Consider the following 12494-nt stretch of genomic DNA (forward strand, 5'->3'; position numbering starts at 1 on the left):
GGAGGTTACTCGCGATATTCTGGAAATCAATAGCCGCGGCGCGCGCGGTTGCGGGGTGTGTGACCCTGAAACCGCAGGAGCGGGCGTGACGGGCCTACCGAAACAGCGAAGGCAACCACATGGCGGTGGCCGGGAAATAGGTCACAAGCAGCAGCACGCCGATCGAAGCGCCGTAGAAGGGCCAGATGGTCTTGATTGCCTCCCAGATGGGTATCTTGGCGACGGCACAGCCGACAAAGAGAACCGATCCGACCGGTGGCGTACACAGCCCGATCCCGAGATTGAGAACCATGATGACGCCGAAATGCACCGGGTCGACGCCGTATGCAACGGCCACCGGAAGAAAGATTGGCGTCGTGATGATGATGAGCGGCGACATGTCCATGAAACTGCCCAGGAACAGCAGTAGCACGTTGATAAGCAGCAAGACGATGATGGGATTGTCCGAAATTGTCTGCATGAGGGCGACGAGCTGGGCCGGCACCCGCATATACGCCAGGAGCCAGCCGAAGGTCGCTGCGCTGCCGATGACCATCAGCACCATTGCGGTCGTGCGCACCGCGCCCAGGGTCGCAGCCACGAAATCGCGCCAACCCATCGACCGGTACAGCAGCAGCGTCACCAGCAAGGCGTAAACGATCGCGATGCATGAGCTTTCGGTTGCGGTAAAGACACCAGAGCGCACGCCGCCAAAGATGATGGCAATGAGGATCAGTCCCGGCACTGCGGCAAGGAGGAGTTGCAGCACAACGCCGAACCCGGCGAACTTTTCGGTCGGGTAGCCCCTTTTCGCCGCGACCACGTATGCGACAACCATCAGCGCGATAGCCAGCAGGAGCCCCGGGATGACCCCGGCGGTGAACAGATCCGCGATCGATATGCGCCCGCCAGCCGAGATCGAATAGATGATCATGTTGTGCGACGGCGGGATCATCAAGGCGATGACGGCCGAGGTCACGGTGATGTTCACCGCGTAATCGATGCCGTAGCCGCGCGCCTTCATCTGCGGCACCATCAACCCGCCAATAGCCGAGGCATCGGCGATGGCCGATCCGGAAATGCCGCCGAACATGGTTGAGGCAGCAATATTCACCTGCCCGAGCCCGCCGCGCATGTGGCCGACCAGCGATCCGGCAAAGGCCACCAGCCGCGCCGCGATCCCGCCACGCACCATGAGATCGCCCGCATAGATGAAGAACGGGATGGCGAGCAGCGAGTAGATGGCAACGCCCGAGTTGAGACGCTGGAAGACGACCACCGGCGGCAGCCCCATGAAGAGGATTGTCGCGAACGAGGCGACGCCGAGGCAGAAGGCGATAGGCGTCCCGATCAGAAGCAGCAGCACGAAAGTGCCGAAGAGAACAACGAGTTCCATGGCCGTTACACCTTTTCGAGACCGGCATTGCCGGCATCGGAGTTGTCGGGGTCGTCATCTGGATTGAGGCCCGACCAGCGTTGAAGCAGCCGTTCCACTGTGAAAAGGCAGACGAGTCCGCCACCGGCGATAATCGGAAAATAGGAAAGGCCGCCGGGGACCCCGAGCGTGGGGATAGTTGCCGACCACGCGCCCTGGGAAAGCTGGCTGCCATAAATGACCATGCCTGCGCCGAAGGCCATGACGACCGCATCGGAGATGGAGCGGAAGATCATCTTTCCGGTTGGTGGAAGGAAATAGAGCAGAACATCGAAACCCAGGTGGTAGCGTTCGCGCACACCCACGGCCGCGCCAAGGAAAATGAACCAGGCCATGAGCATTACCGAAAGCGCTTCGGTATAGCGGGGCGTGGAACCCAGCACATAGCGGCCATAGACCTGCCAGGCGATTGCCGCCGTCATGAGGACCAGACCGGCACCGGCCACCCATAGGGCGCCCGTAGCCAGTGCCGCCAGCACGGCACTATATCCCCTCAGGAACGTTCTCATATTCTTCGCTCTCCGCCTTGTCCCGGATACGGGACCAGTTGCGGAAGCGCGCCGGATCCCGGTGAATTCGAACACGCCCTGTAGCCAGGATCATTTGGTTCTTGAAGGATGAGGGAAGGCGGGCGCCAGGATTCGTTGCCCGCCTTCAGACCGATATTACTGGACAGCCTTGATACGGGCCACCAGATCCTGAAGTTCAGGTGTGTCGACGTAACGCTCGTAGACGGAGTCCATGGCATCGATGAAGGGTTGCTTTTCGATCTCGATGATCTCCGAACCCATGGCGGCCACGGCTTCCAGGGCATCGGTCACAGCGGCATCCCAGAGTTCGCGCTGATGGCTTACGCTGTCCTTGGCGGCCTGACGGACCAGTTCCTGGTCTTCGGCCGACAAGCGGTCCCAGGTCGACCTGGCCATCACCAGGATCTCGGGAACGATAAGGTGCTCGTCGAGCGTGTAATACTTGGCAACTTCAGCGTGCGCCGAGGAGAGATAGCTCGGCGGGTTGTTTTCCGCACCGTCGATGACGCCGGTCTGGATGGCCGAGTAGACTTCGCCGTAGGGCATGGGCACTGCATCGGCGCCGAGCGCGTTGACCATGTCGACGAAAAGGTCGGACTGCTGCACGCGGAATTTCTGCCCGGCCATGTCTTCGATCGAACGGATCGGCGTGGTCGAGGTGTAGAACGAACGCGCGCCGGCATCGTAAAAGGCAAGCCCGACCAGGTCGTATGGCTCGAAGGCGGCGAGAATGTCTTCGCCGATATCGCCGTCCATTACCGTGCGCATGTGCTCGATCGAACGGAAGATATAAGGCAGCGAGGGCACCTTGCTTTCCGCGACAAGGTTGTTGAATGGGCCGAGCGACACGCGGTTGAGGTCGATCACCCCGAAACGCGTCTGTTCGATGGTGTCGGTTTCCTGGCCGAGCTGGGAGGAGTGGTAAACCTCTATGACAATTCGGCCGCCCGAGCGTTCGGAGAGGAGCTGCCCCATATACTTTACGGCCTCGACCGTGGGATAGCCATCCGGATGCGTATCGGACGAACGCAAGACGATTTCCTGGGCTACGGCCGCCGTAGACAGGCCCGCCAGTATGGCAACAGATGCCGTGACCTTGATAAAGATATTCATATGACTCCTCCGTGACGTCCGGGCCTCATTCTGCGTGACCCTTGCTCCCAAATCCGGCTGCGCGGCGCGCAGCGTTCCACAGGCGGCACCCGCCGTATGTAATACTGCTATGCGCGCATTTAGAGAATGTCAACATACTACTTTTGTTTTTGTATGATAACTTCATTGTTGCCGCATTCGTCGGATCGGGGCGTTGGAACGTTGCAGGCGTCATGGGTTTTCATCCCGGCACCTTTTTTCCCGTTCGTCGACAAACACGCACAAACCGGCCTTTCAAACCGCGCCCCGCATACAATAAGATAAGGGCCGGGACTGAGCGGAGGGCAGAGTTGTTCGCGAATTTCGTGGAGCCGTTTGGCGCGCCAATCGTGGCTTTGGTGGTAGCAGTCCTGTTCATCGCGTTTTCCCGGGAATGGCGGACCCCTGAGGTCAGCGCCGGGGTGGCGGTTTCGGTCCTGCTCGTTGTGGGCATTCTTTCGGTCGACGATCTGCTCGGCGTCATGTCCAATCCTGCCCCGGCCACCATCGCGGGGATGTTCATCATATCGGCCGCTCTGGTGAGAACCGGAGCCCTCGAAGTCTTCGCGCGCTGGGTCACCGCCGATGCTCGACGGCACCCATTCCGCACCATGCTGCTCTTTCTCAGCGCGATCGCGATCATGTCGGCTTTCATGAACAATACGCCGCTCGTAATGCTCATGATCCCCGTAGCCGTTGCCATGGCAAGGGAAATGGACGCGGCGGCATCCAAGCTTCTCATTCCCGTGTCGTTCGCCGCGATTCTGGGGGGCATGTGCACCCTGATCGGCACCTCCACCAATATCCTGGTCGATAGCGTCGCGCGCCAGTCGGGGCTCGAACCTTTCCATATCTTCGAGATCGCGCCACTGGGCATCATCGTCGCCATCGTGGGCATCGTCACGATGCTGCTCCTGCGCGGCCTGCTGCCGGATCGTACCACGGTCTCCTCGCTCTCGCTGTCCGAGCCGGAGCGTAAGTTCGTGCTCGAGGCGGTTATCGAGGACAATTCGCCCCATGTCGGCAAAAGGGCGAGCGAGGTCAATGCCTTCAACCGTCCCGACCGGCTGTTGATCGACGTGCTGAGAGCAACCTTTTCGCTTCGGCGACATATGGCAGATGTGGTCCTGCAGCCCGGCGACATCGTCGTGTTGCGCACGTCGGTTGCCGAGCTCCTCTCGATGAAGGAAGAGGGCGAGCTGACGGTGCCCGAAGCCGAGCACATGCAGGCTCTCGGGGCCCGCGACTCCATCGTGGTCGAGATCCTCGCCGGGCCCGGTGCCGGCGTTATCGGCAAAACCCTGAGGCATCTGCGGCTGCGTCGCCGCTACGGCGTCTACCCCATCGCCCTGCACAGGCGGGGGTCGAACCTTGCCGAACGGTTCGAGACCACGCCCCTCGAAGTCGGCGATACCCTGCTGGTCGAAGGCAGCCCCGACGACCTCCAGCGCATGGTCGAGGATTACGACCTCGTCAACGTCTCTCAGCCCACTCAACGCGGTTTCCGCAGGGCCAAAGCCCCGCTGGCCATCGGTATGATGCTGGCCGTTGTCATCGGATCGGCGCTGGGTTTCATGCCAATCGCGGGGATGGCGGTCATTGGCGCAGCGGTGGTCCTGATGACGCGCTGCGTCGAAATCGACGAAGCGGTTCAGGCCGTCGATTGGCGCATTCTGGGGTTGATCGTCGCCATGCTGGCGATCGGTGTCGCAATGGACAGGGTCGGGCTGGTTCAGGCGATCGTTGGTGTTCTCTCGCCCTACCTGATGCTTGTATCCCCGCTTTTCGCGCTGGGGCTGGTTTATATACTTTCCTCGTTCCTCACCGAAATCGTGACCAACAACGCGGTGGCGGTGATCGTGACCCCAATTGCCATCGGCTTGGCGCTGAGCATCGGCGTCGATCCGAGGCCCTTCGTCGTTGCGGTAATGGCAGCGGCGAGCGCGAGCTTCCTGACCCCGATCGGCTATCAGACCAACACGCTCGTCTACAGTGCCGGTGGTTATATGTTCTTCGATTTCGTCAAGCTGGGCGCGGTCATGAACCTAGTGGCCTTCGCGCTCTCTATGCTGCTGATTCCCCTCTTCTGGCCGCTCTAGGAACGAGTTGCTTGCCGCTGGCGTTTAGGAGGAAACATATCGGGTTCAGCCAAGGACCATGCCCCCTTTCGACATCATCGGCGCCAATGCAACGCAACTACCACTCTCAGCCATAGTGGTAAGACTTGCCATTGCAGGCTTGCTCGGGGCCATTATCGGGTTCGAGCGCGAAATAAAAAACCGGCCAGCAGGGCTTCGCACGCACATGCTGACCGCCATCGCGGCGGCGGCATTCACCATCATGACATATGAAATCTACTACGAAATGGTGGAACTCGACCTTGGATTGGCCCAGCTTGATCCCCTTCGCGTGATCGAGGCGGTAACGGCCGGCGTAGCGTTTCTCGCCGCCGGCGCGATCATACGCTCGGGCACAAATATTACGGGATTGACCACCGGAGCCGCGATGTGGATGGCAGGGGCAATTGGCGTGGCGTGCGGATCGGGCTTTTATGCCGTCGCCGTCGTTGGCGCCGTGTTCGTGCTTACGGTCACCATTATCCTCGGCTACTTTGAAAAGAAGGTGCTGCATTCAAAAGTGGGACAATTGGGGGGTGATGAAGGAACGCCCGGGTGACACGCCCGTTTTGCGGGAACATCCACAAGGAGCCCTGCAATGCCCGCACAATCGAAAGCGCAGCAAAAGGCCGCCGGGGCGGCGCTGTCCGTCAAACGCGGCGACACCCCCAAATCCCAGCTCAAAGGCGCATCCCGCGAAATGGCAGACTCGATGTCCAAGAAGCAACTCGAAGAACTTGCTGCCACTTCGCGCAAGAAATTGCCCAACAAGAAGAAGAGCTAAGCCACCATCGGCAGGAGACGTGAAAGCGCGTCGATCAGCTCCGACGGCCGGCACGGCTTGACACAGACCGGCACCTCGGGAAACTCGGTGCGCAGCGTGTCCCGGTCCGGTCGGCCGGTGCAGAATAGAAATGGAATACCTCTCCGGCGTAGGATATCGGCAACGGGGAAGACCTCTTCGCCCTTGAGATCGATGTCGAGAATCGCCAGATCGGCGACCATGTCGCCCGCAGCACGCTTCGCATCGTCCAAGGTCATGTGCGGGCCGGAGATGTCTGCACCTGCTTGTGTGAGCGCATCGGTTATTTCGAGCGCAATCAGAAACTCGTCTTCCACGAGCAGTACTCGGCGTCCTGCCAAGCCCGTGTTACCCATTTGCCCGTTCCCGTCATTCTTTCGGTACTTAACCGGCTGTAATCCTCCATATTACCGTTTTCGGCATTGCCGTAACGTTAACCTCGGGAATTCAACCCCTTCTGGAGGATAGGTGCAATTGCCCCGGACCGTTTAAGATCGGCTTCAGGGTGCACGCAGGCATGTGTGGAATCGTTGCAATTGCATCGTCCGTTGCCACCAATCCAACCCGATTCGGGCTTATGGGTAGGCCGCTATGAACAAACGAGGGACGTTTTCATGGCTTCCGCCTATCTCTTGGCGAAAGACAAGCTCGAGCAAGCGCGCGCAATTCTGATGGCCGAGGCCTGGTTCGACCCGGAGGCCGACCATCTGTTTGAGCTTGCTATCAGACGCTTGATCGAACTGGATAACCTCGCCTCTACGGGCCTTGTCGGGCCGCGCCCCGAAAGGCCCCACAATGCGCTCGCGCTGATGCCGTGGCTCGATCGCTGAGGCCGGCGTCGCGGTGCCCGCAAACAGCCCCATTGTCGAGGCAGGCTGACGGGGAACCTGATTGCATCGACAAAGTTGGGTAAAAGAGGAACACTTGTCCCGACCGAGCAGTGATTCCGCCAGCCAAGCCTGAGCCATGCAGCAGATGGGAACAATGCCCTCAGCCCCCGCCGATACGATCCTCAACAAAGCCGCAATCCGTTGGAACCTTTCCAAGCTCACGCCCGTGGCGGAAACGAGCCGGGCATGGACCTACCGGGTCCAGCGCGAGGATAACACCTCCGCCGCGCTGCGCGTTTTCAAGCCCGATCATACCGCCGATGCCGACCGCGCCGGGCGCCTGCTCGATTGGTACCGCGGCGATGGTGCAATCAGGCACTACGGGACGTCGGACCAATGCATCCTCACTGAATGGTGCGAGGGCAAGCTCCTGTCCGAGCCTGCCACCGACGGCAAGGATGCCCAGGCTACCGGCGCCATCGCCAATCTCATCGGGATGCTGCATGTTGCCCGGCCCGACAAGCCGGAAAAATTACTGCCTCTGCGCGATTATCTTACCGATTTCCACACCGCCGATGTCCGGCTCTGGCCCGATACTGCTCGGGATCTCTACGCCCGTTCCATCGGTATCGCCTATGCTGTGTTCGATAAGCCATCGGCAGAGATTCCCCTGCACGGCGATGTCCATCACGATCGAGTCATGCTGGCCGAGCGGGGTTGGGTCGCGCGCACGCCGATCGGCCTATTGGGCGACCCGGCGTGGGATCTGGCCGCGAGCTTCCTTCACCCTTGGGGCGAAGTGAAGCTGGGGGCTGATCCGGTTCGCATCAACGCCATGGCGGACGCCTTCGCGACGAAGCTCGATTTGAAGCACAAGCGCATTCTCGCTTTCGGCGCGATATACGCGGCGGCCTCGGCTTGCCGGGCTCTGGCGGAAGGACAGCCGATCAACTGGCAGTTGGCCGTGCTCCCCAACCTGCTGGCGGTATACGATCTGGCGTAAGGGGGATTAGGTCGCGACAATTGACCTTTCGGTTCCGAGGGTGTCATCTGGGGTGGTCATCTTTCCGGCGCGTCCATGCTTTCTGTCCTCAACGTCGTTGCTCCGGTCTTTGTCCTGATCGGTATCGGTTATCTTGCCGTGCGCATCCGGCTCTACCCTGCACAGGGTGTCCCGGGGCTGATCGTCTACGTCAACAGCTTCGCTACACCTTGTCTCTTGTTCCGCGCCATGATCGATGTCGATCTGGGCGCCGCTTTCAACCTGGCGGTCATCGGCCCATTCTACCTAGGGGCGTTCGTGATCCTCGCCTTGGGTTCATTTCTCGCCTTGGGCCTTTTCAAGGGGCGTCCGGGCGAGGCGGTGGCGGTCGGGTTCGCCGGTACCTTTACCAATACAGTCCTTGTGGGCATCCCCATCATGCATCGCGCTTATGGCGACGAGGCGATGCCGGTCGTTTATTCGATTGTTGGCCTGCACGCACCCATCCTCCTCACGGTCGGCATGTTCGTGATGGAGTTGGTGCGGCGCGACGGAGGCAAGATATCGGGCGCGTTGTGGCAGGGTTTCCGGAAATCGATCACCAACCCGATCTTGATCGGGATCGCGCTGGGGCTCGGGGGCAACTTTCTCGGTCTCGAACTGACCGGCGTTGCTGACGACGTCACGCTGCTGCTTGCCTCGACCGTCATGCCCGTCGCCCTTTTCGGTCTCGGTGCTGCGCTCAACGAGTATCGCCTCGCCGACACCTGGGGTCAGGCGCTCGTCATGACGGTGCTCAAACTCATCGCCCATCCGTTGATTGCCTGGGTGCTGATGGTCCCGGTGCTGGGGGTGGACCCAGCCGTCGCCCGCTACGGCGTGCTGCTTGCCGCAATGCCGGCGGGGATCAACGTCTACATCTTTGCCACCTATTACAACCGCGCCGTGGACGTCGCCGCCAACACCATCCTGCTGACGACAACCCTTTCAGTGCTGACCATTACCGGCTGGCTGCTGGTGCTCGGTTAGCTATTGCTGCTGGTTGGCCATCATCACCTGCGCGACGCGGATGGCGTCGTCGTTCTCGCGGGGAAGGTCGGGTACCAGCCTGACAGGCGTCGAGGTCTCGGCGTCGAGGCCCGTAGCTAGCCGGACATAAGCTTCGGTGGGGCACAAATTGGCCGAAGGATCGAACCCTATCCAGCCCAGGGAGTCGTCCCAGGCCTCTGCCCAGGCATGTAGCCGGGCAGGCTTGTCTTGCGCCTCCAGTACGTAACCGGTGACAAAACGCGCCGGAATATCGATCCCCCTCAACGCCGCCACGAAAACGTGGGCATGATCCTCGGCAACGATTTCCACCGGCTCTTCATCCTCTTCCCCTGAAGCTTCGTGCGCTTCGTGAAGGCGGTTCATCAGCCAGTGCATGAGCTCAACCCGCCCCAGCCCTGCCTTCTGCTGCGCTTTCAAGCGATTGACGAGATTTCCGTTGGGTCTGGTCTGGCCTGTAAGACGTTTAAAGAGCGCGATATTGGGATCGTTGTCGAGCCTGCCCACCACACCGCTGGCGTCGGACGTATCGACAATTCCCGTAACCAGGATTCCCAGCCCATTCTCGGGCCGCGATTGCGTGACCAGATGCGCTAGATTGCCGAAAGCATCGGTAAAATGCTCGGCGCTCTCCATGCCCGGCATGTCGATCGACCATTCGATGACCTTCTGCCCTTTTGTATCGCATGGGGTCATCAACACGTGCTGAACTGCACGCGCCGTGTCCTCCGGAAAGGCGTAGCGGAGCTCGTGACGTATCGAAATGCGCATGTCTCTGCCCCGGTTCAGTAGAAGTTGTAGTTGTCCGATATGGCGCTCGAAAGCCGGTTGTTGCTATCCATGAACGCCATCAGATATTCGTGCAGGCCATCGGAGAACACCTTGTCCATCGTGCCGGTGGTCAGGATTTGCGCCATCCGGATCGCATCGTCGTGGCAGGACGAGGGCTCGCCGTAAATCTGGTCGAGCATCCCGAGCATGGCCGTAATGGAGGTTGCACAGAAGGCGAGCGAACGCGGCATTTCCTTGCGGAAAATCAGGAAGTCGGCGATGTTCCACGCCTTGTAGCGATCATGGTAGAGATGGCGATATGCGCGGTGGGCGGAGGCCGCGCGCAGGATCATCGTCCATTGCTGGATATCGACATCCCCGCCCACCATCGAGGCGCGCGGTAAGAGAACGTAGTATTTGACGTCGAGGATACGCGCGGTGTTGTCGGCCCGCTCGATGAACCCGCCCGCTTGCGCGAAGGCAAAGCCATCGGTCCGCATGAGCGTGCCGAGTAGCGCTCCCCGAAACTGGTTCGAACTCTGCTTGATCGATTGCATAAAGGCGGGGAGCTTGTTGCCCAGCACATGTCGGGGCTGGACCTGCGAGAATTCGAGCCATGTGCCGTTAAGGCTCTCCCACATGTCGGTGGTGATTTCGGTGCGTACCGACTTGGCATTGGTGCGCGCATTGAACAGGCAGCTCTTGACCGAGGATGGATTGTCGGTGTCGAACAGCATGTAATGGGCAACCGAAGCGACATCGACCGCTTCGTGTTTGGCAGCAAAGCCTTCCTCGGCCTCGGCGGCGCGCAGCATCGACATAAGATATTCGCTCGTGCCGTCCTCGCCGCGTTCGGTCAGGCTCATGCGATAGCCCACCTCGAGTAGCCGGGCCATGTTCTCGGCCCGCTCGACGTAGCGCGACATCCAGAAAAGATTGGCAGCGGAACGTCCCAGCATCGCCCTAGTCCTCCAGCACCCAGGTGTCCTTTGTGCCGCCTCCTTGAGAGGAGTTGACGACGAGGGACCCTCGCTTGAGGGCGACGCGGGTCAGCCCGCCCGGGGTAATGCGGATCTGGTCGCCCACCAGAACGAAGGGGCGCAAATCGACATGCCGGGGCGCGATGCCGGCATTGGTGAAGGTGGGGCAGGTAGAGAGCGCCAGCGTCGGTTGCACGATGTAGTTGTCGGGCCGCGCCCTGATCTTCTCGGTGAATTCGGCGCGCTGTTTTTTGGTCGAGGCCGGTCCGACCAGCATCCCGTAGCCGCCTGATCCGTGCACCTCCTTGACCACTAGCTCCGCCAGATTGTCGAGCACATAGGCGCGCTCGTCGACGTTGGTGCAATTGTAGGTCGGCACGTTCTTGAGGATCGGTTTTTCGCCCAGATAGAATTCGATGATCTGCGGCACGTATGTGTAGACCGCCTTGTCGTCGGCGATACCTGTGCCTGGTGCATTGACCAACGTGACGTTGCCGGCGCGATAGGCGTCAAAAAGCCCTGGCACTCCGAGCATCGAATCGGGCCGGAAGGTTAGGGGATCGAGGAAATCGTCGTCGATCCGGCGATAGATGACATCGACGCGTTCCGGTCCAAGGGTCGTGCGCATGTAGACCTTGCCGTTATCGACAAACAGGTCATGCCCCTCGCAAAGCGTTGCGCCCATCTGGTCGGCGAGGAACGAATGCTCGAAATAGGCCGAGTTGTAGATGCCCGGCGTCAGGACAACGATATTGGGTGATCCCGCACAGCTGTCAGGCGCCACGCTTTCGAGCGTACGGCGAAGATTTTCCGGATAGGTCTCGACCGGGGCGACCTTGAGCTTATGGAACAGGTCGGGGACCAGATGCATCATCGCCTCGCGGTCCTCGAGCATGTAGGAGACCCCGGAGGGCGTGCGCAGATTGTCCTCAAGCACGTAGAAATCGTCGGGCCCCGTGCGGACGATGTCGACACCGATGATATGCGAATAGATGCCACGCGGCGGATTGAGTCCCATCATATGCGGGCAAAACGCTTCGTTCTGTATGATGAGCTTTTCTGGGATACGCCCGGCGCGGATGATGTCCTGGTTGTGGTAGAGATCGAACAGGAACATGTTGAGCGCCTTGACGCGCTGCTCGATCCCCTTTTCCAATCGCCTCCACTCGTTGGCGGATATGACCCGGGGGATGACGTCGAACGGGATCAGCCGTTCGGTGGATTCATTGGAACCGTAAACGGCGAAGGTGATTCCCAGTCGGCGAAAGATGGTTTCGGCGTCGGCGGCTAGTTGCTTGAGCGCCGTCTTGGGTTGGGATTGGACCCAGTCTGCCAGTATTCGATAAGGGTCGCGAACCGAGCCGTCCGCATTGAGCATTTCATCGAAATATTTTTTCTCGCTCATTCGCCTTCTTTGCGCAGCCGTTTTTTACCGGCCTTCCCCTCACATCGCCCATTGGTGCACATTTGCGCATCCCCTGTCCAGCGGGCGTTGCAAGGGAAAGTGGTTCTCTAAAGCCAGCCCTGCGGGTCGGCGATCGGTTTGGAATCGATCGCCAGAACCAGCCCGCGTACGCTGCGGAACAGGAACCAGGCTGCAACGGCAAGCATGACGAGCGGCCCGATCAGGACGATAGTGAGCACCAGCCCGACCAGCGCGGCGACCAGTCCGATCCAGAACGTCCGGATCGCCGAAACCGCGTGCGATTCGAACGCCGTGCCGGCAAGCTCGTCGCGCTTCAAATAGGCGAGGATAAGGCCCACCAGACCGGAAATGCCGGTGACGAAACTGCCGAGATACAGCGCCCAGATGACTATGGTCCATGTACGCGGATCAAGAGAAGAATTGGATGTCTGAAGTGACATTGCTTTTGCCCCACAAGCCGATGT

14 protein-coding genes are annotated in these 12494 nt (G+C 60.2%); 6 read left to right on the forward strand and 8 right to left on the reverse strand.

Annotation, left to right across the window (positions count from 1 at the left end; translation table 11 throughout):
* Positions 1-94: 94 nt before the first annotated feature.
* The 3 genes from I2G20_RS09380 to I2G20_RS09390 all read right to left on the reverse strand — a co-directional run bounded on the left by I2G20_RS09380 (position 95) and on the right by I2G20_RS09390 (position 3057).
* Complete coding sequence (locus tag I2G20_RS09380; RefSeq protein WP_196259450.1) at positions 95-1375, reverse strand: TRAP transporter large permease; 1281 nt, start codon at positions 1373-1375, stop codon at positions 95-97.
* Positions 1376-1380: 5 nt separating this feature from the next.
* Positions 1381-1923: a TRAP transporter small permease gene (locus I2G20_RS09385; protein WP_196259451.1), complete on the reverse strand. Its 543-nt coding sequence runs from the start codon at positions 1921-1923 to the stop codon at positions 1381-1383.
* 156 nt (positions 1924-2079) lie between these two features.
* Positions 2080-3057: a TRAP transporter substrate-binding protein gene (locus I2G20_RS09390; RefSeq protein ID WP_196259452.1), complete on the reverse strand. Its 978-nt coding sequence runs from the start codon at positions 3055-3057 to the stop codon at positions 2080-2082.
* 329 nt (positions 3058-3386) lie between these two features.
* Here I2G20_RS09390 and I2G20_RS09395 point away from each other — a divergent pair, with 329 nt between their 5' ends.
* From I2G20_RS09395 to I2G20_RS09405, 3 genes are read left to right on the forward strand one after another with little or no spacing between them, the layout of a single operon-like run.
* Entirely contained in the window at positions 3387-5174 is a 1788-nt protein-coding gene (locus I2G20_RS09395; protein ID WP_207747594.1) for an SLC13 family permease, read from the forward strand.
* Between the two features lie 58 nt (positions 5175-5232).
* A complete protein-coding gene (locus I2G20_RS09400) occupies positions 5233-5751 on the forward strand; it encodes an MgtC/SapB family protein (RefSeq protein ID WP_196259454.1) in 519 nt (172 codons plus the stop codon).
* A 39-nt stretch (positions 5752-5790) separates the two neighbouring features.
* Positions 5791-5976: a DUF3008 family protein gene (locus I2G20_RS09405; RefSeq protein WP_196259455.1), complete on the forward strand. Its 186-nt coding sequence runs from the start codon at positions 5791-5793 to the stop codon at positions 5974-5976.
* Here the strand turns inward: I2G20_RS09405 and I2G20_RS09410 are convergent.
* Complete coding sequence (locus I2G20_RS09410) at positions 5973-6350, reverse strand: response regulator (protein WP_196259456.1); 378 nt, start codon at positions 6348-6350, stop codon at positions 5973-5975. The genes I2G20_RS09405 and I2G20_RS09410 overlap by 4 nt on opposite strands.
* Positions 6351-6608: 258 nt before the next feature.
* Between I2G20_RS09410 and I2G20_RS09415 the strand changes: the two genes are divergently transcribed.
* From I2G20_RS09415 to I2G20_RS09425, 3 genes are all read left to right on the forward strand, one after another.
* A complete protein-coding gene (locus I2G20_RS09415; protein ID WP_196259457.1) occupies positions 6609-6824 on the forward strand; it encodes a hypothetical protein in 216 nt (71 codons plus the stop codon).
* A gap of 154 nt (positions 6825-6978) precedes the next feature.
* Complete coding sequence (locus I2G20_RS09420; RefSeq protein ID WP_196259458.1) at positions 6979-7827, forward strand: aminoglycoside phosphotransferase family protein; 849 nt, start codon at positions 6979-6981, stop codon at positions 7825-7827.
* 75 nt (positions 7828-7902) lie between these two features.
* Positions 7903-8835 (forward strand): AEC family transporter, encoded by a 933-nt coding sequence (locus I2G20_RS09425; protein ID WP_196259459.1) that lies wholly within the window; start codon positions 7903-7905, stop codon positions 8833-8835.
* On the opposite strand, the gene I2G20_RS09430 is transcribed toward I2G20_RS09425, so the two are convergent.
* From I2G20_RS09430 to I2G20_RS09445, 4 genes are all read right to left on the reverse strand, one after another.
* The gene (locus tag I2G20_RS09430; RefSeq protein ID WP_196259460.1) at positions 8836-9624 is read right to left on the reverse strand and encodes a transglutaminase family protein; all 789 of its coding nucleotides are present in this window, start codon (positions 9622-9624) and stop codon (positions 8836-8838) included. It lies immediately after the preceding gene.
* Between the two features lie 14 nt (positions 9625-9638).
* Positions 9639-10583, reverse strand: coding sequence for an alpha-E domain-containing protein (locus I2G20_RS09435; RefSeq protein ID WP_196259461.1), 945 nt, complete (start codon positions 10581-10583; stop codon positions 9639-9641).
* 4 nt (positions 10584-10587) lie between these two features.
* A complete protein-coding gene (locus I2G20_RS09440; RefSeq protein ID WP_196259462.1) occupies positions 10588-12009 on the reverse strand; it encodes a circularly permuted type 2 ATP-grasp protein in 1422 nt (473 codons plus the stop codon).
* Positions 12010-12116: 107 nt separating this feature from the next.
* On the reverse strand, positions 12117-12470 hold the full coding sequence (locus tag I2G20_RS09445) for a DUF4870 family protein (RefSeq protein ID WP_196259463.1): 354 nt from the start codon (positions 12468-12470) through the stop codon (positions 12117-12119).
* Positions 12471-12494: the final 24 nt, after the last annotated feature.

Origin of the sequence: Pelagibacterium limicola, assembly GCF_015694405.1 — a bacterium.
Taxonomy (GTDB): domain Bacteria; phylum Pseudomonadota; class Alphaproteobacteria; order Rhizobiales; family Devosiaceae; genus Pelagibacterium; species Pelagibacterium limicola.